Below are 24,699 nucleotides of genomic sequence, written 5' to 3' on the forward strand. Positions count from 1 at the left end.
TCCCCTTGAGCCGGCCCCCGTTCCTGAACGGGGCCCGGCCTCTCATCCACATTTTTGTTGGGTTCTTCAGTCCGATGAGGCGAGCGCCCGAAGACGCTCACCTCGTCCACCATCCGGCCGCGTTCAGTTGGTCCGGTTCTGGCGATTCTCGATCAGGTCGTCGACGACGGCGGGTTCGGCCAGGGTCGAGGTGTCGCCCAGCGACGAGAACTCGTCCTCGGCGATCTTGCGCAGGATACGGCGCATGATCTTGCCCGAGCGGGTCTTGGGCAGGCCGGGGGCGAACTGGATCAGGTCTGGCGAGGCGATCGGGCCGATATCCTTGCGGACCCAGGCCACGAGCTCCTTGCGCAAATCGTCGGAGCCGTCCTCGCCCTCCATCAGGGTGACGTAGGCGTAGATACCCTGGCCCTTGACGGGGTGCGGATAGCCGACCACCGCCGCCTCGGAGACCTTCGGATGCGCGACGAGGGAGGATTCGACTTCCGCAGTGCCCATGCGATGACCCGAGACGTTGATCACGTCGTCGACCCGGCCGGTGATCCAGTAATAGCCGTCGGCATCGCGCCGGCAGCCGTCACCGGTGAAGTAAGTGCCCGGATAGGTGGCGAAGTAGGTCTGCTCGAAGCGCTCGTGATCGCCGTAGACCGTGCGCATCTGGCCGGGCCACGAATCGGCGATGCAGAGGTTACCCTCGCAGGGTCCGTCGAGGACCTTGCCCTCGGCATCGACGATGATCGGCTGCACCCCGAAGAACGGCCGCGTCGCCGAACCCGGCTTCAGCTTGGTGGCGCCGGGCAGCGGCGTGATGAGGATGCCGCCGGTCTCGGTCTGCCACCACGTGTCGACGATGGGGCAGCGCGAGTCGCCCACGACCTTGTAGTACCATTCCCAGGCTTCCGGGTTGATCGGCTCGCCCACCGAGCCGAGTACGCGCAGAGAGGTGCGCGAGGTCTTCTTCACCGGCCCCTCGCCGCCGCCCATCAGCGAACGGATCGCGGTGGGGGCGGTGTAGAAGATGTTGACCTTGTGCTTGTCCACCACGTCCCAGAACCGGGAACTGGACGGATAGGTCGGAATACCCTCGAACATCAGGGTCGTCGCGCCGTTGGCGAGGGGCCCGTAGACGATGTAGCTGTGGCCGGTGACCCAGCCCACATCGGCTGTGCACCAATAGACCTCGCCCTCACGGTAATCGAAGACGTATTCGTGGGTCATCGACGCGTAGACGAGATAGCCGCCGGTGGTGTGGACCACGCCCTTGGGCTGGCCGGTCGAACCGGAGGTGTACAGGATGAAGAGCGGGTGCTCCGCCTCCACGGCCTCGGCCGGGCAGGTGTCGGTGACCTGAGCGGCAGCCTCGTCGTAATAGACGTCGCGGCCGGGCTCCATCGCCACCGGAGACCCGGTGCGGCGCACCACCACCACGTGATCGACGCTGTCTTTCGGCAAGCGCGCGATCGCCGCGTCGACATTGGCCTTGAGCGCGACCTTGCGGCCACCGCGCAGGCCCTCGTCGGCGGTGATGACGAGCTTTGAGGCGCAGCCCTCGATGCGGCCGGCCAACGAATCCGGCGAGAACCCGCCGAAGACGATGGAATGGACCGCACCGAGGCGTGCGCAGGCGAGCATCGCGTAGGCAGCCTCGGGGATCATCGGCATATAGAGGGTTACGCGGTCGCCCTTGGAGACGCCGCGGTTGCGCAGCACATTGGCCATCCGGCACACTTCCGCGTGCAACTGCCGATAGGTGATGTGCTTGGATTCGGTCGGGTCGTCGCCTTCCCAGATGATCGCGACCTGATCGCCGCGGGTCTCGAGATGACGGTCGATGCAATTGACGGAGACGTTGGTGCGTCCGTCCTCGAACCACTTGATCGAGATATCACCCGGCGCAAAACTCGTGTTCTTCACGCGCGTAAATGGCGTAGACCAGTCGATCCGCTTGCCGTGCTCGGCCCAGAAAGCATCCGGATTGTCCACGGATGACTTGTACATGGCCTGATATTGGGCGTCGTTGACGTGAGCGCCTTCGCTCCAAGCCGAACGGACCTCGACCACCTTCTCGTCCATGGCGTTTTCCCTGTCGGTGCCCGATCGTATCGCGACTGTCCGCGCAGCCGGGGCTTCCGAATACCTTCTTAGGCGCAAGGAGATATCCGCCGCAAGCGTTGCGGGATGATACTTCAGGGGCAGGCCGACAGAGTTGTGCGTAGATAATGGTCAGTTGCAGCCGACGCAGATTCCCGTCTCGATCTTTCGGTCGAGGGCACGGTTCTTCTTCGGTGTATCGAGCGAGCGCGGGTTGGCGCTGCTATCCAGTGTGGCACCCGGCGGCTTCGTCACGCCGGTCGATGTGATGTTACGAAACTGGCCGGCAGAACCGAGATTCTGCTCGGTGGTGGCACCCGCTCCCTGCGCGGCGGCGGGAAGTCCGGCGGCCGGCAGGCACAGCCCCGCCAGGACGATCATGATCGTGTTACGCATGGGAACCTCCTGTTCTCACGCGGTCAACGCACACAGGGGAGGCGAGTTTCCCGCCGATGGCTTAGCAGCGCGGTCAGGCGCTCTTCGCGGCGGCGATGACGGGAAACAGCATCTCCACCAGGGTGCCTTCGTTCTTCCGGCTCGAAATCCGGAAGCGGCCGTGATTGGCTTCCACCAGGGCCTTGGTCAGCGGAAGGCCCAGGCCCGTTCCCTTGCGGGACCCCGAAGCATCGACCTGCCGGAACGGCTCCAGCGCGATCTCCACCTCGTCCGGCGTCATGCCGATGCCGGTGTCACGCACCCGCAGGGCGATCTCGCCGCGATCCGCCATCGTCGTCGACACGATCACCTGTCCGCCCGCCTCGGTGAAGGCGATGGCATTGGCGATGACGTTGAGCGCCGCCTGGCGCACGGAGCGCTCGTCGGCCATCAGCGTCGCGAGGTCCTCCGAAAAGCTCGTGCGCACGACGATCCGGTCGCGCGCCGCCTGGGGCTGCAACAGGGCGACGCACCGCGAGACGATCTCGTTGAGCGGAATTTCCGTGACGGTGAGGTCGAGGCGTCCGGCCTCGATCCGGGCGAGGTCGAGGAGGTCGTCGACGAGATCCAGGACATGGGCCCCGGCCGCTCGGATATCGCCGAGATAGTCGCGATAGCGCTCACCCCCGACGGGGCCGTGCTGCTCGGCCAGCATCAGATCGGTGAGCCCGAGAATCCCGCCGATGGGGGTTCGGATCTCATGGCTTACCTTCGCCAGAAAGTCCGACTTCTGGCCATTGGCCGCGTCGGCGATCCGTCGCGCATTCACCGCTTCGGATTCGGCTTTGCGGGCCGCGGCGACGTCGCGGATCACGGCGCAGGCGCGCCGCTCGTCCATGTCGTTGATCGGAAACACGCGGATCTGAAGCGGGCGTCCGCCGGAGCGGGAGCGTGCGGGAACCTCGTGGACCTCCTGCGGCGTACCCGGGGCAGGCCCCGGAACGCCATGCAGGATCGCCAGCACGTCGATCGCGCTCTCGCTGGCGAAGAGGCTGAGGAAGCTGGCGCCGACGACCTCGCGCGGGTCGAGTTGGAGGATGGCGGCGCCGCCGCGGTTGAGACTGATGATCCGGCCATTCGCATCGAGGATCGCGACCCCGTCGTCGATGACATCGAGGGCTGCCAGCGCCGCAGTGCCGCTCCGATGAGCGAAGTCCTGCGCAATCGCAGTCGCGGCGTGCTGGCGCAAGGCGTCGCCCGGAGCGGCATCGCGGGCGAGCAGAAGCTCGGCCGGCGCGCCGGCCCAGTCGATGGCGGAATGCTGGATATCGACGGCCAGGCTGGTCCCGTCGCGGGTGAACAGGACCGCCGGCGTGTCCGCGTCGGTTCGCTCATGGGGGAGGAGCCCACGAAACAACCGCCCGACCCCGCCGGACACCGCGAGCGCGGACAGATCCTCGAAGCCGAGCAAATCGAGCAGCGGCCCGTTGGCGAACAGGATCGTGTCGCCGCGATAGACCAGTACCCCCGTGGGCAGGCGCGCGAGGGTCGCGATCACGGCGGCATCGGGCTCGACGATCGCGGCCTCGACGGGACGTGGCGGCTGGGCCGGAAACGGCATCACCGCACAGGCGCGCTCGGTTTCGCCATCCACCGCATCGGAGTCGCGTGGCATCGGCGCCTCGTCCCCGGCAAAGCGGGCGCCGAGGGCCCGCGCGATCTCGCGAAAGGCATCGTGCTCGTTGCTGGAGAGATGCGGATCGGGCAAGGCGGCCTCTGCCGGACGCGGCGCCTCGTCCAGCGCCGCATCGTTCGCCCACATCTCGGTCTCGTCGGGTGCGGCGTCCGAGACCGGCACGATCGGCGCGACGGGGGCGAGCGCCTCCGCGATGGTCGTGATCTCGGGCTCCGGCCGCGCGGGAACGTCGGGGCTTGGCGGGACACTTGCGGAGGACCGGACCAACCCGAAGCCGCCGAAGCCGCCGCCCATCCGATCGAGGGGCGCCCCGGACAATTCGAGATCGACCGGGCCGTCCGCCCCAGGGCGCATCAGCGTGACCGGAATGGCCCGGAACGTCCGGCGTTGGCTCAGCGCACTCAGAAGGCCCTCGGCATCGATGAGAATGCCGGATTCCGATAGGGCGCTCCACGCGCGGGCGATCACGATGTCGCGCAAGGCGGCGCTGGCAGGACCGGCTATCTCGGTGAGAATGCCCGCCGCATCGCTGCGCCAGACGAACCGCTGCGGCGCCGTCCCACCTGAGAAGGGCGAGGATTCCGCCGGAGCAACCGCACGCGGCGCACCTTCGGCAGCGGTGGCATCAGCGGGCGCTGCCCGTTCGGGGGTGAGCGCCCGCAGCCGCGGAGGCAGCCCGACGAGGGCGAGAATCAGCACCACCTCGCCATCGGCAAGGGTGGTGCGAACGAGCGTACAGGTTTCGGGAACCGCGATGCCGCGCTGATCGAAGCGGATGCGCGCCAGGATCGGACGATCGATGACCAGTCTCGGTAAGCCGAGTTGATCGGCGATCCGCAGGGCCGGTGCAAGGCGCGCGTCCGGCCCGGACACAGCGGCCGCCAGAGCGCGCGCGCCGGCCGAGGCGAAGCGGATGCACCTACCCGATGCGTCGAGCACCAGGAACACGCCCGCATCGGAGGCGAGACGCGCCCCGAATCGCGCATCGCCGGCCCAGCGCCGGAGCGCTGCACCAATCGCCGTGTCGTCGCCCTGGTGAGGCCCAATGGTCCCGCTATCGGACATTCTTACCTGTTGCGCATGACAAAACCGGGGACGTCGCGAGGTTTATTTAGTCTCTCCGCGCGCCGGATGTGGACTCCGGACGGCGCTGCTACACGTTTACCTGTTATCAACCCTAATGCGTCCCGGCAGGGTGGCAAAGGGTCGAGGGTGTGCTATTGTGCACCGCACAACAAACGATCAACAAGCAAGGCATAGAGGAGAGGATGATGACCAGCACCCCGAACTATGAGGTTCCCGCCGAAATGCGCGACTTCGCCGAAAAGAGCGTCGATCAGGCCCGCAAGGCCTTCGATTCGTTCATTGGCGCCGCCCGCCGGACCGCGGACACCGTCCAGGGCTCCACCGAGACCGCCCGCACCAGCGCGCAGGACGTCTCGGCCCGCGGGTTCGAGTTCGCCGAGCAGAACGTGAACGCCGCCTTCGACCTCGCCCAGAAGCTCGTTCGTTCGCGTGACCTGCAGGAAGCGATGCAGCATCAGGCCGAGTTCGTGCGCAGCCAGTTCGCCGCGATCCAGGCCCAGGCCAAGGAGTTCGGCGGTCTCGCTCAGACGGCGATGCAGCAGAGCGCCGAGAAGGCCAAGGGTGTGATGCAGGAAGGTGCCGAGCACGCCCGCAAGGCGATGGAGCAGGGCACCGAAGCAGCGCGCAAGGCCGGCGCCGATGCCGAGCAGGCCATGCGGAACGCCACCAACTCCTGAAACGCGCTTAGCGGTCAGCGTGACCGAGTAACGGCGGCCCGTTCTGCGAAAGCAGGGCGGGCCGTTCTCGTCTCGTGATCGAAAGGCGGCCGGCGCTGGCCTTGTCTCCGCCACGACCGTCTCCTAACCGTGGCGATGCCGCGCCAGGCCCTCCGCCTGGTTGCCGGATATGTCGAAGAAGGCGAAGCGCCATGCGACCTGCCCACCGAATCGGCCTTGCGGCCCTGATCCTGGCCGGCGCGCTGGGGTCTCAGACCGCCAGCGCCCAATATTACGAAGACGGATATGGCCGCCCCATGCCGCGCCGGGCTTACGATTATGACGACCGTGACGTGCCGCCACCGCCGCGCCGGGGCTATTACGAGGGACGCGAGCGCCCGACGGCTCCGCGCCGGGCGACAGGCCTCAATTGCGATGCGGTTCAATCCGGCTTCACCGGACCCAAACCCTATTCCTGCCCGCTGCCGGGTCCGCGCCCGCTTGGCGCTCGCTGCTTCTGCGACATGCCGATCTCGCCCATGAGCGGCCCCCAGACGGCGGTCGGGCGAGTGGTCCCGTAGTCTCGACAGTCATTCGGCCCCGCAAACTCGAAAAGCCACACCATCCTACGATGGTGTGGCTTTTTCTTTTAGGCGAGAGAACTGTGAGATGACCTAGTTCAGGACGACGACCTTCGCGCCGACCTTCACGCGCTCATAGAGATCAGTGACGTCGTCGTTCGTCATCCGGATACAGCCCGAAGACACGGCCTGCCCGATCGTGTCCGGCTCGTTCGAGCCGTGGATCCGGTACTCGGTGCTGCCGATATACATCGCACGGGCGCCGAGTGGGTTCTCGACACCACCGGCCATGTAGCGCGGAAGGTCAGGGCGACGGGCGATCATCGCAGCCGGCGGGGTCCACGACGGCCATTCGCGCTTGGCGGTCACCGTCTTGGTGCCGGACCAAGTGAAGCCCGGACGGCCGACACCGACGCCATAGCGGAGCGCCTCGCCGTCCGGCAGAACGAGATAGAGACGGCGCTCGGCCGTCGAGACGACGATGGTGCCAGGCTTGTAATCTGCCTGGAACGCTACGATTTCGCGCGGGATCGGAGCGACCTGCGCCTGGGGGGCGGCCTGGACACCCTGGCCGACGGTGCCCTGATACCCGTAGGGGCTGGCTCCGGTCTGGCCATAGGCCGGATCGGAGTAGTAATCGCCGCCCGGATCGGTCCCGAACGGATCGTAGGGGCTCGCCTTTACGGGGCCGGCGGAAACTGCGCAGACACCGAGAATGCCCGCGAGGGCGGTCGCCAAGGTCTTCATCGTAGATGCCCTTACCTATGCCGTAACCTTTGCTATACAAGCGTAAGCGTGGGCTGTCGGTTCCATTGACCCATGAAGATTTCGTCAACGCCGGAATGGCAGATCTCAGAACACCTCGTCGGTGTGGACATCGAAACGGGCGAGATGCGAGTAACCGAAGTTGGTGGTGATCGCGACATCGGTCGCATCGCGGCCCCGGGCCATCACGATCCGGCCGATGCGCGGGGTGTTGTGACGTGCATCGAAGGTATACCAGCCGCCGTCGAGATAGACTTCGAACCACGCCGAGAAATCCATCGGATCAGGCACCGGCGGTATACCGATATCGCCCAGATAGCCGGTGCAATAGCGGGCCGGAATATTCATGCACCTGCAGAACGTCACTGCGAGATGCGCGAAATCACGGCAGACACCTTGGCGCTGCATGAAGCCGTCCCACGCCGTGCGGGTGGCATCGGCACACATATAGTCGAAGTGGATGCGGTCGTGGACGTAGTCGACGATGGCCTGGACGCGAGCCCAGCCCATCGGCGTCCCGCCGAACAGGGACCATGCCGTCTCCGACAGTTTGTCGGTATCACAGTAGCGGCTGCCGAGCAGGTAGACGAGCACGTCGGACGGCAGGTTCTGGACTTCGATCTGATGGGTGTAGGGCGCGTAGACATCGGGCAGGCCGGAATCCTGCACGACGAAATCCGCCGAGATCGTCAGCCGACCGGGCGGAGTGACGATGCGCGTGAGGATGTTGTCGAACACGTCGCGATATTCCTGCGACGGGATCGGCGGATCGAAGCTAATCACATGCGGCGTGAGCAGATCGGGCATCCGCGATGGATGCACGCTCAGCGCGAGGATCATCGGTGTCGGTTGAACCGATTCGAAGGCAATGTCGAACCCAGTCCTGATCTTCATGACGCTCACCCGATCCTTGATTTCGCACTACAATCCCGGCCGGCCGGGTTCCATCATCGGTGGAACCCGGCGCGACGTTCATCGCGTGATCATCGGGTCCGGCACCCGTTGATCCTGAGAACTCGGCTCGACTTCATCGACCTGGACACTCACCGTCATGCCCAAGTCGTCCGCCGGAAATCCGAAGAACGAGCCATGTAGAGGCACCGCTTGGCGCGGGTCTCGTGCCACAGCCACCCGAATCAAGTCGCGGTTGCCGACGATACCGTTGGTGGGGTCGAACTCGATCCAGCCGGCTCCCGGCAGGTAGACCTGAACCCAGGCATGGGTCGAACCACCGCCGACATGGCGAGTCCGGTCGCCACGCGGGTTGTAGAGGTACCCCGAGACGAAGCGGGCAGCCATGCCGAGCGCACGCACCGCCTCGATCATCAACACCGCAAAGTCGCGACAGCTGCCGCGCTTCAATCGCAGGGTGGTGACCGGGTCCTGCACACCCTTCTCCTGGCGGGCGAGGTAGGCGAAGCTGCTCCGCACGCTGCGGGTCATCTCGGCGAGGAGAACCTGGGTTCCGATTCGGCCCTCGGGTGGCACGAAGCTGCGGGCCCAGGCATCGACCTCGTTGCGGGGATCCGGATATTGACGCTCCATCGATCGGCTCAGATCGGGGATATCGTCGGCGCTGTAGCCGAACGGGTAGAAGGCGGCATGGGGCGCCAGGGGAAATTCTGGAGCGAGTTCCGGCGTATGGTCGAGGGTGATGGTGCACTCGAAGGTCAGCGTGGCCGCGCGTCCCTTGAACGAGGCCACTGCCACGCAATTCCCGAACACGTCATGAAGCCAGCGCAGGCTGTGCGGCTCCGGCGTAATCTTCAGGTTTGCCGCGATCAAACGCTGGTCGTAGCTGTCGCGCGGCCGGAACAGGATTCGATGCTCGCCGAACCCCACGGGCTGGCGGTAGCGATAGGTGGTGACATGGCGAACGGACAGGATCGGCACGAGGTACGCTCCGCCGCGCCGATCGGCGCAGCCTTGACGGGTATGATGCAAGAGGTGCGCCCGGTGTGGTCGCCCTCAGGGAATTCAGACGGAGATCACGAGAGAGAGAGGTCCGTCCCCAAGGATCGGCGCTCGCTCTCGAGGGACCCCGATCACGTTGCCCACCATGGAGCTACCGCCCGCCTATAGCATTAGAGAACGATGGGCTGCGTCTCGGTGGTGGCACGCTCCGCCTCCACGAGGAGGTCGAAAGGCCGCCAGGGCTTGGGAATGAACACCGCCTGGGGCGACAGGGTCGCGGGCCGTTCGGCGCGCCGGCCCGACGTCACGACCACCCGCACCGTCGGCCACAGCAAGGCGATGGCGGCGGCGAGTTGGAGGCCGTCCATCGCACCGGCGAGGCGCACGTCGGCAAAGACCAGCGCGACCTCGCCGCTATGCTCACGCATGAGGGTCAGCGCCGATTCCGCGCTGTCGCATCCGAGCACGCCGAGTTCGGTCTCTTCGAGGAGCATCTCCGCCAGCGCGCGGGTGGCGGCATCGTCCTCCACGACAAGGGCGAGGCGGCCGGATTTCGGCGCGGTTGTCGCTGGCTTCCGCGGGGCCACGATGGGGTCCGGATCGGGCTGGCGCACCTGCCGCACGAGTCCGGCGAGATGTTCCGGTACGCCTTCGGCGATGAGGTCGTCGTAGAACGAGGCGAGCGCCTGGCCGATCCGGTCGAGGGAGAGGCCGGGCGTCAGCGTATCCGTCGCCGCCGCGCGGGGCCGGGGCGGGGTTGGATCTGGCAACGTGCCTTTCGGATCGTGCAAGCGATTGCCTCCGCCGTCTCGGGTCTCGCGACGCGCACCGGACCGGCCGCGTGGACATTAAAGCCGGGACGGAGTGGTCGGTTGCCGCGCAGAATCAACGAACGTACTGGACGTTACGCGATTCACTCCGCCGATGCATCGGCATAAGCCATGACACCGGCCACCGAGCGGACGTCGCGGTAGCGGGCACCACGAGCGCTCATCATCGCCTCGAACTTCTCGTGGACCTGCGCCACGGAGAGGCTCGACGCCTTGCGACGGCCGCGCTGGGCGGCAAAGAAGATCGTCCTGTTGGCGCGTGCCGGACCGGGCAGCATCTGCGCTGCAGCCGCCTTGGGCTTGTCGGCGACGGTGGCGAGGAATTCCTCGGCGTCGTCCGGGCCGAGGAAGTGGGCGAGGTAGACCTCGCCGAGCGAGAGGTCGCGGCCGATGCGCAGGGCGATGCGGGCGGCATCCCGCTTCAGCATCTCGCCGGCGAGCAGCGCCGACAGGTAGGGGTCGCGGCGCAGTTCGAGAATACGCGCGCGCTCGGCCGGGTCGGCCACCATTGGGCGGCCGTTATCGCCCGTCACCACAAGGGCTGCGTCCTGCGCCATCCCGTATTTCGGACCGAAGTCGCGCAGCACACCGAGCCAAGTCCGCTCGATGAACTGGAACAGGCCAGTGGCCGAGGAGGTCTTGGCCTGGACCTCGGTGATGAAGCTCGATTCCTTGTCCGCCACTGCCATCAGGAGCACCGGATCGGTCTGCACCGCCTGCGCGGCGCGGACGATCTTCTGCACGAGGTGGCGCCGGATCTTCATCGGCCCGAATTCGAGGATGTCGTTCGGATCGCCGACGGCACTCTCGGCGAGCAGGTAATCGTAGGACACCCGATCGACGGCATTCGAGCCGAGTTCCGTGTCGAGGTCGTGGATCGGCGCGAAGGAGGAGGATGCGGTCAGGACCGTGGGCGCCGTGTCGAGGATCGGGGCGATCGCGATACGGGGCCGCGGCATCGCGATCTCGGTCATGGCCTGGGCCGACTGGACCACCGATCCGAGCACGGCGCCGTTGGGACCGGCGGCGTACGAGAGGATAGTGCCGAGGCCACCGGCGAGGAGCACCATCGTCAAGACCGAGCGCATCAGCGCCGGCCGGCTGCCATGATCACGGGCGACCGTCGCACCGAAGGTCAGCGCATCGGAGCCTGCGGAGGCCTTGCCGATCCCGTTGCGCGCATGCAGCGCGCCCCTGACGGCAGCATTCCGTGACGATCCGACCGTGCGATCCTGCATCTGTTCGACCCAACCCCGTAAACGGCGACGGGGGAGGATAGCGTGGCAGATGTGGCAACAACACGGCCTAGGTTGTGGCTATCCCAAGGCAATGTCGGCTGGCGTGTCGAGAGCGTTTTCGCACATGTCCGGCCCCACGCTGCTCGGCAGCGCGAGGGTTGTTCACGTCAACGCTATGGGAAATCTCGAAATGGTACCACCACCCCGGCTCGAACGGGGGACCTCTTGATCCACAATCAAGCGCTCTAACCAACTGAGCTATGGCGGCACTGAGGGGGCTGTATCGCGTGCCCGATCGGTTTTCAAGCGCCTCCTGTGAATCGTTTTGCTGTTCGGGAGCGTGCAATCGGCGCGAATGCGGGCCGGAACAGGTCGACGCCCGTACGGCACGGCCATAAAGCTGAAGGCCCCAGAGGGTGCAAACCCCAGCCTCACTCGAAGCGAATCCCAGCGCGTCAATGCAGCCGCACAGCATGCCCCCGCGGCGCTCTCTCACCGATCAGGTTCTCGTCCAGGCGCCGGCGCGCCTTCGGGCTCTCGTGCGCGGGGGCGAGATCGGCCTGGTGGCGCTGGCCGGATTGGTCGGGTGCTGCTCGGGAGCGACGGTGGCGGCCATGGGCATCGCCACCCAGGCGCTGCGCGAAGTGCTCTATCGCCTGCCATCCGGCGTACGGGTCAGCGCCGCCCTCGATCTGTCGCCGGTCTTCGTCCTGCTCGCACCGGCATTCGGCGGGATGATGCTCGGGCTCCTGGCGATCGCGGTGGCGCGACGGCGAACGCGCGCCCGTCATGCGGTGATCGATCCGATTGAGGCCAACGCGCTCCATGGCGGACGCATGTCCATGCGCGATTCCGCGCTTGTCGCGGTGCAGAACATGATTTCGAACGGGTGCGGCGCCTCGGTGGGGCTGGAGGCCGGCTATACCCAGATCTGCGCCGGGCTGGCCTCGCGCCTCGGCCTATCGTTCGAGTTGCGGCGGACCGATCAGCGGACCCTAGTGGGATGCGGTGCAGCCGCCGCCATCGCGGCCGCCTTCGGCGCACCGCTGACGGGGGCGTTCTACGCCTTCGAGTTGATCATCGGCACCTATTCCATCGCGACCCTGACCCCCGTCGTGGTCGCGGCTTTGTGCGGCAGCGTCGTCGCCCGCGCCCTGGTGGCGCAGCCGGCGATCGTCACGGTGGATGGCATCGACGCGATCACCACCACCGCCATCACCAGCGCCGACACGCTGCCGAGCCTGGCCCTGGGCCTGCTCTGTGCCGGGCTCGGCATCCTGATCATGCGCGGGGTCACGCTGGTGGAGGCCGGCATCCGCGCGAGCCGCCTGCCGGGGGCGGTCGCGCCGGCCATCGGCGGCCTCTGCGTCGGAGCGCTTGCGCTCGCCATCTCGCCTCAGGTGCTCTCGGGCGGGCACGGGGCGCTCCACCTCCATCTCAATGCGGACGGCCCGGCGATGGGCGTCGGTGCCCTGGCCCTGCTGTTCGCCGCCAAGGCTACCGCGTCGGCGATCTCCATCGGCTCGGGGTTTCGCGGCGGTCTGTTCTTCGCCTCGCTGTTCCTCGGCGCGCTGGCCGGCGAGGTGTTCGCCGCCGCCATGCCGACGCTGGTGCCGGGAATCGCCGCCTTCGGTCTCACCCCGCTCGCCTACGCGGTGATCGGCATGAGCGCGCTGGCGGTGGCGGTGATCGGCGGCCCGCTCACCATGACGTTCCTGGCACTCGAACTCACCGGCAGCTTTCCGGTCACCGGCCTCGTCCTCGTGGCGGTCATCGCCTCCTCGCTGACGGTGCGAAAAACCTTCGGCTACTCCTTCGCCACGTGGCGCTTCCACTTGCGCGGCGAGAGCATCCGGAGCGCCCACGACGTCGGCTGGATCCGCAGCCTCACGGTGGGCAAACTGATGCGGCGCGAAGTGGCGACCGCCCCCCTCGATCAGCCGCTGGCCACCTTTCTGCGCGCGCACCCTCTCGGATCGCCCTCGCGCGTGGTCGTCGTCGATGGAAAAGAGCGCTATGCCGGCATCGTCCTCGTGCCGGATGCGCATGCCGCCGTCCGCAACGGCGCGGGACCGGCGCCCACCCTCGCCGACCTGCTGCGCCACCGCCAGGACGTGCTCACCGCCGACATGAACGCCAAGATCGCCGCCGCCGCCTTCGACCGGACCGAGAGCGAGGCGCTCGCCGTCGTCGATGCCGGCACCCGTCGCGTCATCGGGCTGCTCACCGAGAGCCACACCCTCAAGCGCTACAGCGAGGAACTCGACCGACAACGGCGCGCCATGCTGGGGGAGACGGCCTGAGCCATTGACGGCCGACCCCGCCGGGTCGATCTGGAGTCGAGAGCCGGCCAACGGCCACGAAGTCGGACCGGATCGCCGCGTTGCGGCGCCGACCGCAACCGACAACGGCCATCGGGAAGAAACAGGAGCACGCCATGCGCCCCGTCGTCATCGCCGTCGCGATCACCGGCTCCGTGCCGCGCAAATCCGACAACCCGACCGTGCCGGTGACGCCGGCCGAGCAGATCACCTCGACCCGCGCCGCCTATGCGGCAGGCGCGTCGCTGGTGCACATCCACGTGCGCAACCCCGACGAATCTCCGTCCTCGGATCCCGCCCTGTTCGCGCAGGTCCAGGCCGGCGTCGCGGCCGCGTGTCCGGGGATGATTGTCCAGTTCTCCACCGGTGGGCGCGGACGCGATCCGACAGCGCGCGGCCTGTCATTGCCGCTGCGGCCCGATATGGCCTCGCTCTCCACCGGTTCGGTGAACTTTCCGACCATCGTCTACGAGAATCCGGCCGCCCTCGTCACCGAACTCGCCGCGTCGATGAAGGCCAACGCGGTGCGGCCCGAGATCGAGATCTTCGACCTGTCGCACCTGCACGGCGCCAGGCGTCTGGTGGATGCGGGGATGATGGACGAGCGCCCGCACGTGCAATTCGTGATGGGCGTCAAGAACGCGATGCCGGCCGAGCCGAGGCTCCTCGACCTGCTGCTGGCCGAGATGCGCCATCTCCTGCCGAAAGCCACCTGGACGGCGGCGGGCATCGGCCGCCATCAGAGCGCGGTGATGGGCTGGGCCCTGGAGCGCGGCGCGGACGGAGTCCGCACCGGGCTCGAAGACAACATCCGGCTGTCGAAAACCCAACTCGCCGACGGCAATGCCGACCTGGTTCGGGTGGCGGTCGCCTTGTGCGAGCGGCACGGGGCTCGCCCGGCGAGTCCGGCAGAAGCGCGGGCGATGCTCGGCCTTCGCTGAGCATCGCCCGTGCCCTCAGGCATGGACCAGTTCAGGCAGGGACGAGGCGCGTTTTGGCGCCGAGCGCTTCCTCGACGGTGCCGTCGCCGTCGAGATAACCGTGCCGCTTGGGGTTCGGCATGATCAGCGAGGCGACGAAGGCGATGCCGAGCATCACGGTGACGTACCAGAAGAACGTGCTCTCGGAGCCGATCTGCTTCAGGTACAGGGCGACCGCCTCGGCGGTGCCGCCGAACAGCGAGTTCGCCACCGCGTAGGACAGGCCGACGCCGAGAGCGCGGACCTGCGTCGGGAACAGCTCCGCCTTCACGATGCCGCTGATGCCCGTGTAGAAGCTGATCACCGTCAGGCCGATCATGATCAGGCCGAAGGACAGCATCGGGTCGGTGGTACTGCCGATGGTGGTCATCAATGGCACCACCATCAGGGTTCCGAGACCGCTGTAAAGCAGCATGTTGGCCTTCCGGCCGATCTTGTCCGAGAGCCAGCCGAAAAACGGCTGTATGATCATGTAGACCAGCAGCGCGGCGGTGGAGATCTGCGAAGCGGTAACCTTGTCGATATGCGCGGTGTTGAAGAGATACTTCGGCATATAGGTGGTAAAGGTGTAGAAGCTCAGGCTCCCACCGGCCGTATAGGCCAGAACCACGCAGAACGCGCGCCAATGCTTCGCCAGCGCCGTGAAGGTTCCGGATTCCTTGGAGGCCATGTCCTCCTTGGTAGCGGTCTCGGTGAGCGACGAGCGCAGGTAGAGAGCGACCACGGCCGCGAGCGCGCCGATCACGAACGGAATGCGCCAGCCCCACGCCGTCAGCTGCGGCGCGGTGAGAACGGCCTGCAGGATGATCAGCACCAGAGAGGCGAGCAACTGGCCGCCGATCAGTGTGACATACTGGAACGATGCGAAGAACCCGCGCCGGCCCTTCACAGCGATCTCACTCATATAGGTGGCGCTGGTGCCGTACTCGCCGCCCACCGACAGGCCCTGGATCATCCGGGCCAGCAGCAGCAGGGCAGGGGCCAGATGGCCGACGCTGGCATAGGTCGGCAACACGGCGATCATCAGCGAGCCGGCGCACATCATCAGCACCGAGATCATCATCGATTTCTTGCGGCCGAGGCGATCAGCGAGGCGGCCGAACAACCAGCCGCCGATGGGCCGCATGAAGAACCCCACTGCGAACACGGCCGCCGACTTCAAGAGCTGGCTGGTATCGTCACCCTCGGGGAAGAATACCGGCGCGAAGTACAGGGCGAAGAAGGCGTAACAGTAGAAGTCGAACCACTCGACGAGATTGCCCGATGACGATGCGACGATGGCCTTGATGCGTCGGCGGCTGTCCGCCGCCTGATCGAGCCCCGTCGATAGGGTTCCTGCACTGTCCGACATACGCTTCCCCTGGATTTCTTTATCACGCTCGGCTTTCGCCGCGCTTTGCCGGGACGTTAAGCGTCGGCTGGAATTTCACAAGGGCATCATCCGATTAGGACCGCGCGCGGAGGTCGGGGCGGGCAACCGAGTTGTGGAGGGTCGAACCGAAAGAATTCCGATACGATTCGAAGGCTCTATGAGAAAGACATTGCCAAGCTTAGCCAAATATCTCTGGAACGGTTTTCAACAGATCCTCGTTGCGGCTGCGCATCGATGTCGAACGGCGTCGTCGAAAGATGGAATTGGAAACGTCCCCATGAGCAAACTCTTTCGCAGCACGGTGGCGGCCGCCGCCCTCGTCTTTGGCGCGACGACGGCCTTCGGCCAGGGCGGTCCGGCGGGCGGGGCCGGAGGTGGCGGTCCCGGCGGGGCGGGTGGCGGTGCCGGCATCGGCGGTGGCGCGGGCGGCGGTGCGGGCGGCCCCGGCGGTGCGCGCGGCGGTGGCGGAGCCGGAGGCATGGGTGCGGGTGGTGGTGCTGGCCCGGCCGGAGCTGAGCGCGGCGCGGGTGGCGGTGCAGGCCCGAACGGAGCCGAGCGGGGTGCGGGTGGCGCCGAGCGCGGCGGTGCGGGTGCGCAGCGCGGCAACCCGCAAGGTGAGATGGGACGCGGCGGCGATGACAACCGTCCCGGTGCAGGTCGATCCGGCGACGCGAAAGCCGGTCAGCCCGGAGAGCGCGGCGACGGCAAGATGGACCGCGATGGCAAGGGTGATCGCGACGGCAAGATGGATCGTGGCGGTCCGGCGGACCGCGACGGCAAGGCCGACCGCGAGGGCAGGGGCGAGCGTGGCGGACGGATGGACCGTGGAGACCGGGGCGGGCGTGGCGAACGCGGCGCGGTCCGGGGCGCCTATGGCCGCCTTGGGGCACCGCAGCGGACCGAGTTTCGCCAGAGCGTCTTTCGTCGCGGCGTACCCCGCCTCGCGGCAGGCGCCTTCGCGCTCACGGTCGGCGCGGCCGTCGCCCGCAGCTACACCCTTTACGACCTGCCGCCGGACATCCTCCGGTTCGCGCCGGACTACGAGGATTACCGCTACGTGCTGGTGGGAGACGACATCGTCATCGTCGATCCCGACACCTACGAGATCGTCGACGTGATCCGGGGGTAGAGCTACCGATCCTTGGAGAAAAAGTGGAAGGGCGCTGAGGCGCCCTTTCGATCAGCGATGCGTGCCGCGATCCAGCATCCGCGAGACCACCCGCGCGGTGTAATCCACCATCGGCACGATCCGCGCGTAGTTGAGCCGGGTCGGCCCGATCACGCCGACGACCCCGACTATCTTCTGGGCGCCATCGCGAAACGGTGCGGCGATCATCGAAGAGCCCGACAGCGAGAACAGCTTGTTCTCCGAGCCGATGAAGATGCGCACCCCCTCGCCGCCCTCGGCCCGCGACAGGAGTTCGATGACGTCCTTCTGCGTTTCGAGATCGTTGAACAGCAGGCGGATGCGCTCCAGGTCCTCTACCGCGCGCAGATCGTCGAGGAGATTGGCCTGCCCGCGTACGATGAGCTGGCGCGCATCCGACGGACCGACGGTGACCGCGAGGCCGGCATCGACGAGGCGCTCGGTAATCGCGTCGAGTTCGCGCTTCATCGCCTGCCGGCCGGATTCGATCTCGGAGCGAAGGGTGCCGAGGGTGCGGCCCTGCAGGCGGGCATTGAGGTAGTTCGAAGCCTCTTGAAGGGCGCTGGCAGGCAAACCGGGCGGCAGGTCGAGCAGCCGGTTCTCCACCGAGCCGTCATCGGAGACCAGCACCACGAGGGCGCGGGTAGGATCGAGCCGCACGAACTCGATGTGCTTGAGATGGACGTTGGTCTTGGTGGTCAACACGACGCCGGCCCCACGCGAAATCCCCGACAACAGCGTCGAGGCTTCGGCGAGAGCACTGTCGAAGGTGTGCCCAGAGGCGGCAGCCCGCATCTGCGCTTCGATCCGCTCCTGTTCCTCGCGGCCGACATCGCCGAGTTCGAGCATCGCATCGACGAAGAAGCGCAGGCCCTGCTCGGTCGGCAGCCGGCCTGCCGAGGCGTGCGGCGCGTAGATCAGACCGGAATGCTCCAGATCCGCCATCACGTTGCGGATCGACGCCGGGGACAGGGCCATCGGCAGGATGCGGGCGAGATTGCGCGATCCCATCGGTTCGCCGGTGGTGAGATAGCTTTCCACGATCTGCCGGAAGATCTCGCGGGCACGCTCGTTGAGCGCAGCGAGAACCTGCATCTGTTGCGGAGAGGAGGAGGGGCGGGCGGGCTCGGTCACAATGGGTTCCTGACGCGCGAGTGTGTCCGCCTCCCGGCCTTTGCACAATGCTCCGCATCGCCGCTGCCCAGGACTGCCAACCGACTTCTCGCACCTCGATGGTCAAGCCGATGCGTTCTTAATCCGGGTCGGCAAGTAAAATAAATCGAACGCCCGGTTGAGACGATCCGCCCGAAACCTGCGTTTCATGCCGCTCGGTCCGATTTCCTTCAGGGGGATCGGGAACCGCAGCGTCGCTTGAGGAGCCGTCGTCCATGACCAGCACACCGCGATCAACGATCCTGAGGTCTCTCGCCGTCGTCTGCGCCCTCTTCGGCGCGATGATGTTTGCGACCCCGAAGAGCGCGCAGGCCGCCCCGGCCATCGTCTCCACCGAAGTCGCCGGCCCGGCCGCCGGCCTGACGCACGTCCAGTACGGCGGCTACGCGCACCATCGCGGCCATCACCACCACCGCCATTACGGGCATCGCCGCCACTTCGGCCATCATTATGGCCATCACCGCGGCCACGGCTACGGCCGGCACTTCGGCCATCACCGGGGTCATCATCACGGCCGTCGCCACTTCTACTAGGACAGGTCCGGAGCGCTCCATCGGAGCGCTCCGCTTCTCGGCGCTCGCTTGCCGGTGGAAGCCCCGGAGCCTAAGAGCCGCGTCCTGACACATCACATGGGAGAGCGGCGATGCGGCCCTCGAAGCGCGCCAACGACGAACTGCGCAAGGTCACCCTGGAGCGCGCCGTCGCCCGCTACGCGGAAGGCTCCTGCCTCGTCACGTTCGGCGAGACCAAGGTGCTGTGCACCGCCTCCCTCGAAGAGCGCGGCCCGCCCTGGCTGCGGGGTTCCGGCAAGGGCTGGGTCACCGCAGAGTATTCCATGCTGCCGCGCGCCACCCACGAGCGCACCCGCCGCGAGGTCAATTCGGGCAAGCCCTCCGGGCGCACCCAGGAGATCCAGCGCCTCATCGGGCGTTCCCTACGCGCCGTCACCAACCTGCCGGCCATCGGCGAACGCCAGATCACCGTCGATTGCGACGTGATCCAGGCCGATGGCGGCACCCGCACCGCGGCGATCACCGGCGCCTGGGTCGCGCTGCACGATTGCTTCGCCTGGATGCGCGGCCGCTCGATCATCTCGGTGGACCCGCTGCGCGAGCATGTCGCCGCAGTTTCCTGTGGCATCTCCAAGGGTGTGGCCGTCCTCGATCTCGATTACGCCGAGGATTCGGGCGCCGAGACCGACGCCAATTTCGTCATCACCGGCACGGGCGGCCTCGTGGAGGTTCAAGGCACTGCCGAGGGCAAACCGTTTTCGGAAGCCGAGTTGCTCGAATTGCTCCGTCTCGCGAAGGGCGGCTGCGCCGAACTCGTCGCGCTCCAGAAGCAGGTCATCGCCGCATGAGCGCGCACCGGATCCTCACCGGCAAGGTCGTTATCGCCACCCACAATGCCGGCAAGCTCGTGGAGATGCGCGAGCTGTTGGCGCCCTTCGGCGTCGAAGCGGTCTCGGCCGGCGAACTCGGCCTGCCGGAGCCGGACGAGACCGGCACGATGTTTTCGGAGAACGCCGCGATCAAGGCGCACGCCGCCACCACGGCCTCGGGCCTGCCGGCCTTCGCCGACGATTCCGGCCTGTGCGTCAATGCGCTCGACGGCGCGCCCGGCCTGTTCTCTGCCCGCTGGGCCGGTGCGTCGAAGGACTTCTCCGGCGCCATGGCGCGGATCGCCGACGAACTCGACAAGCGCGGTGCCACCACGTGGCGGGCGCATTTCGTCTCCGCCCTGGTCATCGCCTGGCCCGATGGGCATACCGAGACCTTCGAAGGCCGGGTCTTCGGCGATCTCGTCGCCCCGCGCGGGTCGCAGGGCTTCGGCTACGACCCGATGTTCCAGCCGGACGGGCACACCCGAACCTTCGGCGAAATCTCGTCGGAGGAGAAGCACGGGGTCGATTGGCAGACCGGCGAAGCGCTCTCGCATCGTGCGCGCGCCTTCGTACTGCTGGCGCGGTGCTGCCTGCGGCGACCGGTGTGATCCAGCGCGCGGGCCAGCGCGCGGGATTGCCAAAACGCCCATCCGCGCGCACATCCGCCCGATGACCCAACCGACAGGCCCGGACCATCCGACCCGCGACGCGGGCTTCGGGGTCTACGTCCATTGGCCCTTCTGCGCCTCGAAGTGCCCGTATTGCGACTTCAACAGCCACGTGCGCCATGCGCCGGTGGACGAGGCGCGTTTCCTCCAGGCGTTCCGCGCCGAGATCGCCCATGTGGCGGCACGCACGCCCGGCCGCACCGTTTCCAGCATCTTTCTCGGCGGCGGTACGCCCTCACTGATGCAGCCCGCCACCGTGGCGGGCCTGCTCGACGCGATCGGTCAGGCCTGGGGAACGGAACCCGACGTCGAGATCACCCTGGAGGCCAATCCGACCAGCGTCGAGGCTGGGCGCTTTCGTGGTTACCGCGCGGCCGGCGTCAACCGGGTCTCGCTCGGGGTCCAGGCGATGGACGATGCCTCGCTCAAGGCCCTCGGTCGGCTGCATACCGCACGCGAGGCGATGGACGCCGTCGCGGTCGCGGCTGCGCATTTCGAGCGCTATTCCTTCGACCTGATCTATGCCCGCCCCGACCAGACCATCGCGGCATGGCGCGCCGAACTGAACGACGCCATCGCGCGGGCCGCCGAGCATCTCTCGCTCTACCAGCTCACCATCGAGCCGGGCACGCCGTTCTTCGGGCTTGCCGCCGCCGGCAAGCTGGTGCCGCCCGACGACGACGCGGCCCGCGCGCTCTACGACGTGACCCAGGAGGTCTGCGACAAGGCGGGGCTCGCCTCCTACGAGATCTCCAACCACGCGCGCCCCGGCGCGCAGTCCCGTCACAACCTGCTGTATTGGCGCTACGGCGAATATGCCGGCATCGGCCCCGGCGCCCATGGCCGCCTCGTCGCTCCTGACGGCCGCATCGGCACCATCACGGAGCGGACCCCCGAGGCCTGGCTCGCCCGGGTGGAACGCGACGGGCACGGCATCGTCGAGACCGAGACGCTGCCGCCCGAGACGCAGGCCGACGAATTCCTGATGATGGGCCTGCGCCTGTCCGAGGGCATCGATCCGGCCCGCTATGCGATCCTGAAAGGGCGCCCGCTCGACCAAGCGCGCATCGCGACCCTCATCGAGGACGGCCTGATCGTGGCGCGGCCGGACGGGCGCATCGCCGCGACACCGCGCGGGGCGCCGGTGCTCAACGCGGTGGTCGCGGCCTTGGCGGCCTGATCAGGTGCCGGACGGCCCAAGCACCCGCGGCGCCGGGCTGACGATGGTCGGCGCGCCGCTGCGGATCTCATAGATCGCGAGCGCCCGGTCGCTGACCCCTTCCGGACGAAACCGGAATGTCCCGTCGATGCCGGAAAAACCCGAGGGGTTGGTGAGCGTCGTGTCGGCAAAACGCTGCGAGCCGTATTGCCGCGACAGCGCGGCAGCGAGCGACACCGCGTCGTAGGCCAGCGTCGCCACCCGCGGCGGCACGGCACCGAAGCGCGCCTGATAGCGCTGCGAGAAGCCGGCGAAGCCCGCGGCATCGGGGGCCGCGAACCAGCCGCCCTGCAGCGCCGGCAGGGCAAACACCTGAGGATCGTTCCACACCGCGGTGCCGATGGGCCGTACCCGCGTGGGCGAGAACCCGGCCTTGGTGAGCGCCTGCGCCACCGCAGCGAGACCGTCCTTCGTATCGGGCAGGAACAGCGCATCGGCCTGCGCGCTCGGTCCGGTGACGAGGCCCGACAGGCGCGCCACCGCCGGCGCAGGATTTCCCGGAGCGTATCGCTCGATGGCCACCATCCGGGCGCCCTTGCGGGCCACCGCCTCGCGGAACTGCGCCTCCACCGCATTGCCGTAGCTGTTCTCGGGGATTAGCGCGGCAAAGGAGCGGCGGCCCGAGGCCACCGACTCGTCGACCACGCGGTCGACTTCCGCCTGCGGCAGGAAGCTCAGGAGGTAGATCCCACGGGCCGCCACGCTCGCATCGGTGGAAAAGGCGATGACCGGCTTGCCCGCCGCCCGCACCGCCCCGGCCGCGTTCTGGACGTTGGCGGCAAACAGTGGCCCGAGCACCAGTTCGGCGCCGTCCGCAATGGCGGCCTGCGCCGCATCGCGCGCGCCTTCGGGCGAACCGCGATCGTCCTTCACCAGGATCTGGAGATCCGGCTTCTGGAAATCCTCGATGGCGAGTTCGGCGGCGTTGCGCAGAGCCGCGCCGACCGCCGAGCCCGGGCCGGTGAGCGGTACGATGAGGGCGATCTTGACCGAACCGGTCCCGATCCGGGTCGCGCCGGCCGTCTCCGTGGGAGCAGTCTCTGCCGGCGCCGCCGGCGTACGGCTCTGGACGCGGGCGCCGCCGTCAGGACCGCCGACACACGCCGATAGACCGACGGGCAGGCTCGCGGCCAGAAGGAGGGCGAGCCCCCGTGTGATGCCCGTTCCGAGCCCGTTCGCGCGCGCCATCGCAAAGCAGTCCTTCGTCGCAGTCCGACGGCATCGGCATTTACCGATGACCGGCATCCACGTCCCGAGCCGATGCTCCAGAGATCACGCTTAAAGTCTAAGAGTGAAAAGTAAATGTGCGCGCCGCCCGCTCCACGCATTCCGCAAAAGGCGTCCGGCGTGGCAAGGTCGGCGCCATGACTCAGAAAATCGACAACCGCATCCGGCGGCGCAGGGACGGCCCGGAGGCCGGCGCCAAACCGCCCGCGACCTTCACCGCCTTCGGCCTCGCGGCGGAGGCACAGGCGCTCGATCCCGGCCTGCACGTGGTGGCGACCCCGATCGGGAATCTCAAGGACGTCTCGTTCCGGGCGCTGGCGACATTGGCCGCCGCCGACACGGTGCTGGCGGAGGATACCCGCGTCACCCGTACCCTGCTGATGCATTACGGGATCACCACGCCGCTGGTGGCCTATCACGAGCATTCCAACGCCGCCGTTCGCGAGCGGATGATCGCCCGCATGCAGAACGGCGAGGCGCTGGCGCTCGTCTCGGATGCGGGAACGCCGCTTGTCTCCGACCCCGGCTTCAAGCTGGTCCAGGCGGCGATTGAGGCTGGCATCGAAGTGACACCGATACCGGGGCCCTCCGCCGTGATGACCGCCATCGTCGCGGCGGGCCTGCCCACCGATCGGTTCTTCTTCGAGGGCTTCCTGCCGCATAAATCCGGTGCCCGGCGCAATCGCCTGGAGGCTCTGGGCCAGATCCCCGGCACCCTCGTCCTGTTCGAATCGCCCCATCGCCTGCCCGAGATGCTGGTCGATGCCGTGGCGATCCTCGGCCCGGCGCGGCCGGCGGCGGTCGCACGCGAACTCACCAAGCTCTACGAGACCATCCGGCGCGGCACCCTCGGCACGCTGGCCGCGACCTTCGCGGAGGAGGGCGCGCCCAAGGGCGAGGTCGTGGTGGTGATCGGCACGAGCCCGGAGGAGCCCAACGCGGCGGAGACCGATGCGGGTCTCGACGCCGCGCTGGCTTTGGCGCTCGCCCGGCACTCGATCAAGGACGCGGCGACGCTCGTGGCCGAAGAGACCGGCCAGCCACGCCGGGTGGTCTATGCCCGCGCGCTGGCGCTCGCCCGGCGCGACGATGGCTGACGAGGAAAAGGCCGCCGCCCGCCGCCGGGCGACTTATGGGCGCGGCCTGTCCGGAGAGGCACTGGCGCTGATCGCCTTGATGGTGAAGGGCTATCGCCCGCTCGATCGGCGCTTTTCGGCGGCGGGCGGCGAGATTGACCTGATCATGCGACGAGGCGCGACCATCGCCTTCGTCGAGGTCAAGGCGCGGGCGAGTCTCGACACTGCGCGCGGCGCCATCGATGGCCGCAAGCGGATGCGTTTCTCACGCGCGGCGCGGATGTGGATCTCCCGGCATCCAAGGCTCGACGGCCTGACGTTCCGGGCGGACGCGGTCTTCGTGGCGCCTGGCTCATGGCCGGCGCACGTGCCAGACGCATTTCCCCTCGACGGCGGGTGACGGGCCGGTCGAAAAGCGGCGCCCGTTTCTAGAAGCGGCGCCCTAGAAAACTCAGGCTTTGGCGGCAGCCAGGGCGGCGATCAGCGTGCGCTTGAGATCGGCCTGGCTGAATGGCTTCTGGACCACCGGGCGATCGCGGAACGGCTCACGGATACCGGCGCCGCCGTAACCCGTCGAGAAGACGAGCGGCAAGTTGCGCTTCACGATGGCCTCGGCCACGGGATAGATCGGCTCACCCGCCACGTTGACGTCGAGGATCGCGACGTCGAAGGTCTCGGAATCGGCCATCTCGAGGGCGGTTGCGAGGCGGGCCGCAGGACCCACCACCGTACAGCCGAAATCGAGCAGCATGTCTTCGAGCAGCATAGAAATCGCAGCCTCGTCCTCGACGACAAGCACGCGAGCCCCATCCAAAAGGTCTTCGTTCACTTGAACACTCACGCCGAGGATTCTTCCCTTCGCTCCGTTCCACGTCTTGGAACGTCGTCTTTGCAGGCTCG

23 protein-coding genes and 1 tRNA gene are annotated in these 24,699 nt (G+C 67.5%); 11 read left to right on the top strand and 13 right to left on the bottom strand.

What is annotated here, in order from left to right; all coding sequences use genetic code 11:
- Positions 1-123: 123 nt before the first annotated feature.
- The 3 genes from acs to G3T14_RS02350 form a co-directional block, all read right to left on the bottom strand.
- Entirely contained in the window at positions 124-2,073 is a 1,950-nt protein-coding gene (acs, locus tag G3T14_RS02340) for an acetate--CoA ligase (RefSeq protein WP_163639616.1), read from the bottom strand.
- A gap of 150 nt (positions 2,074-2,223) precedes the next feature.
- On the bottom strand, positions 2,224-2,487 hold the full coding sequence (locus G3T14_RS02345) for a hypothetical protein (RefSeq protein WP_163639618.1): 264 nt from the start codon (positions 2,485-2,487) through the stop codon (positions 2,224-2,226).
- 73 nt (positions 2,488-2,560) lie between these two features.
- Positions 2,561-5,227 (bottom strand): ATP-binding protein, encoded by a 2,667-nt coding sequence (locus G3T14_RS02350; RefSeq protein WP_163639620.1) that lies wholly within the window; start codon positions 5,225-5,227, stop codon positions 2,561-2,563.
- A 206-nt stretch (positions 5,228-5,433) separates the two neighbouring features.
- Between G3T14_RS02350 and G3T14_RS02355 the strand changes: the two genes are divergently transcribed.
- Positions 5,434-5,925, top strand: a complete 492-nt coding sequence (locus G3T14_RS02355; protein WP_163639760.1) for a phasin — start codon at positions 5,434-5,436, stop codon at positions 5,923-5,925.
- A 191-nt stretch (positions 5,926-6,116) separates the two neighbouring features.
- Complete coding sequence (locus tag G3T14_RS02360; RefSeq protein ID WP_163639622.1) at positions 6,117-6,485, top strand: hypothetical protein; 369 nt, start codon at positions 6,117-6,119, stop codon at positions 6,483-6,485.
- 93 nt (positions 6,486-6,578) lie between these two features.
- Here G3T14_RS02360 and G3T14_RS02365 read toward each other — a convergent pair whose 3' ends face one another.
- The 6 genes from G3T14_RS02365 to G3T14_RS02390 form a co-directional block, all read right to left on the bottom strand.
- Positions 6,579-7,232: a L,D-transpeptidase gene (locus G3T14_RS02365; protein WP_163639624.1), complete on the bottom strand. Its 654-nt coding sequence runs from the start codon at positions 7,230-7,232 to the stop codon at positions 6,579-6,581.
- 105 nt (positions 7,233-7,337) lie between these two features.
- The gene (locus tag G3T14_RS02370) at positions 7,338-8,144 is read right to left on the bottom strand and encodes a transglutaminase family protein (protein WP_163639626.1); all 807 of its coding nucleotides are present in this window, start codon (positions 8,142-8,144) and stop codon (positions 7,338-7,340) included.
- A 78-nt stretch (positions 8,145-8,222) separates the two neighbouring features.
- Complete coding sequence (locus G3T14_RS02375; protein WP_163639628.1) at positions 8,223-9,143, bottom strand: transglutaminase family protein; 921 nt, start codon at positions 9,141-9,143, stop codon at positions 8,223-8,225.
- Positions 9,144-9,334: 191 nt separating this feature from the next.
- Entirely contained in the window at positions 9,335-9,934 is a 600-nt protein-coding gene (locus G3T14_RS02380) for a response regulator (protein WP_204262575.1), read from the bottom strand.
- Between the two features lie 143 nt (positions 9,935-10,077).
- A complete protein-coding gene (locus G3T14_RS02385) occupies positions 10,078-11,232 on the bottom strand; it encodes a transglycosylase SLT domain-containing protein (protein ID WP_163639630.1) in 1,155 nt (384 codons plus the stop codon).
- A gap of 191 nt (positions 11,233-11,423) precedes the next feature.
- A tRNA-His gene (locus G3T14_RS02390) sits at positions 11,424-11,500 on the bottom strand.
- A 205-nt stretch (positions 11,501-11,705) separates the two neighbouring features.
- Here G3T14_RS02390 and G3T14_RS02395 point away from each other — a divergent pair.
- A complete protein-coding gene (locus G3T14_RS02395) occupies positions 11,706-13,535 on the top strand; it encodes a chloride channel protein (protein WP_163639632.1) in 1,830 nt (609 codons plus the stop codon).
- 134 nt (positions 13,536-13,669) lie between these two features.
- On the top strand, positions 13,670-14,494 hold the full coding sequence (locus G3T14_RS02400) for a 3-keto-5-aminohexanoate cleavage protein (protein ID WP_163639634.1): 825 nt from the start codon (positions 13,670-13,672) through the stop codon (positions 14,492-14,494).
- Positions 14,495-14,525: 31 nt separating this feature from the next.
- Here G3T14_RS02400 and G3T14_RS02405 read toward each other — a convergent pair whose 3' ends face one another.
- Positions 14,526-15,884 (bottom strand): MFS family transporter, encoded by a 1,359-nt coding sequence (locus G3T14_RS02405; RefSeq protein WP_163639636.1) that lies wholly within the window; start codon positions 15,882-15,884, stop codon positions 14,526-14,528.
- A 298-nt stretch (positions 15,885-16,182) separates the two neighbouring features.
- Here G3T14_RS02405 and G3T14_RS02410 point away from each other — a divergent pair, with 298 nt between their 5' ends.
- On the top strand, positions 16,183-17,034 hold the full coding sequence (locus G3T14_RS02410; RefSeq protein ID WP_163639638.1) for a DUF1236 domain-containing protein: 852 nt from the start codon (positions 16,183-16,185) through the stop codon (positions 17,032-17,034).
- Between the two features lie 51 nt (positions 17,035-17,085).
- Here G3T14_RS02410 and hrcA read toward each other — a convergent pair whose 3' ends face one another.
- Positions 17,086-18,147 (bottom strand): heat-inducible transcriptional repressor HrcA, encoded by a 1,062-nt coding sequence (gene hrcA / locus G3T14_RS02415; RefSeq protein WP_204262586.1) that lies wholly within the window; start codon positions 18,145-18,147, stop codon positions 17,086-17,088.
- 293 nt (positions 18,148-18,440) lie between these two features.
- On the opposite strand from hrcA, the gene G3T14_RS02420 reads away from it, so the two are divergent.
- The 4 genes from G3T14_RS02420 to hemW all read left to right on the top strand — a co-directional run bounded on the left by G3T14_RS02420 (position 18,441) and on the right by hemW (position 21,457).
- Positions 18,441-18,758: a hypothetical protein gene (locus G3T14_RS02420; RefSeq protein ID WP_163639642.1), complete on the top strand. Its 318-nt coding sequence runs from the start codon at positions 18,441-18,443 to the stop codon at positions 18,756-18,758.
- A 110-nt stretch (positions 18,759-18,868) separates the two neighbouring features.
- Positions 18,869-19,585: a ribonuclease PH gene (gene rph, locus G3T14_RS02425; protein ID WP_163639644.1), complete on the top strand. Its 717-nt coding sequence runs from the start codon at positions 18,869-18,871 to the stop codon at positions 19,583-19,585.
- Positions 19,582-20,217 carry an RdgB/HAM1 family non-canonical purine NTP pyrophosphatase gene (gene rdgB / locus G3T14_RS02430; RefSeq protein ID WP_163639646.1) on the top strand — a complete coding sequence of 212 codons (636 nt, stop codon included), beginning with the start codon at positions 19,582-19,584 and terminating at the stop codon, positions 20,215-20,217. The genes rph and rdgB overlap by 4 nt, the downstream gene beginning before the upstream one ends.
- A 61-nt stretch (positions 20,218-20,278) precedes the next feature.
- Positions 20,279-21,457: a radical SAM family heme chaperone HemW gene (gene hemW, locus G3T14_RS02435; RefSeq protein WP_163639649.1), complete on the top strand. Its 1,179-nt coding sequence runs from the start codon at positions 20,279-20,281 to the stop codon at positions 21,455-21,457.
- Here the strand turns inward: hemW and G3T14_RS02440 are convergent, their stop codons facing one another.
- On the bottom strand, positions 21,458-22,684 hold the full coding sequence (locus G3T14_RS02440; protein ID WP_163639651.1) for a penicillin-binding protein activator: 1,227 nt from the start codon (positions 22,682-22,684) through the stop codon (positions 21,458-21,460). It abuts the gene before it with no gap.
- A 176-nt stretch (positions 22,685-22,860) separates the two neighbouring features.
- Between G3T14_RS02440 and rsmI the strand changes: the two genes are divergently transcribed.
- Entirely contained in the window at positions 22,861-23,820 is a 960-nt protein-coding gene (gene rsmI, locus G3T14_RS02445) for a 16S rRNA (cytidine(1402)-2'-O)-methyltransferase (RefSeq protein ID WP_163639653.1), read from the top strand.
- Positions 23,813-24,199 carry a YraN family protein gene (locus G3T14_RS02450; RefSeq protein WP_246732861.1) on the top strand — a complete coding sequence of 129 codons (387 nt, stop codon included), beginning with the start codon at positions 23,813-23,815 and terminating at the stop codon, positions 24,197-24,199. The genes rsmI and G3T14_RS02450 overlap by 8 nt, the downstream gene beginning before the upstream one ends.
- 51 nt (positions 24,200-24,250) lie before the next feature.
- Here the strand turns inward: G3T14_RS02450 and G3T14_RS02455 are convergent, their stop codons facing one another.
- Positions 24,251-24,640 (bottom strand): response regulator, encoded by a 390-nt coding sequence (locus G3T14_RS02455; protein WP_163639657.1) that lies wholly within the window; start codon positions 24,638-24,640, stop codon positions 24,251-24,253.
- Positions 24,641-24,699 lie beyond the last annotated feature (59 nt).

Origin of the sequence: Methylobacterium sp. BTF04 (assembly GCF_010692745.1) — a bacterium.
Classification (GTDB): domain Bacteria; phylum Pseudomonadota; class Alphaproteobacteria; order Rhizobiales; family Beijerinckiaceae; genus Methylobacterium.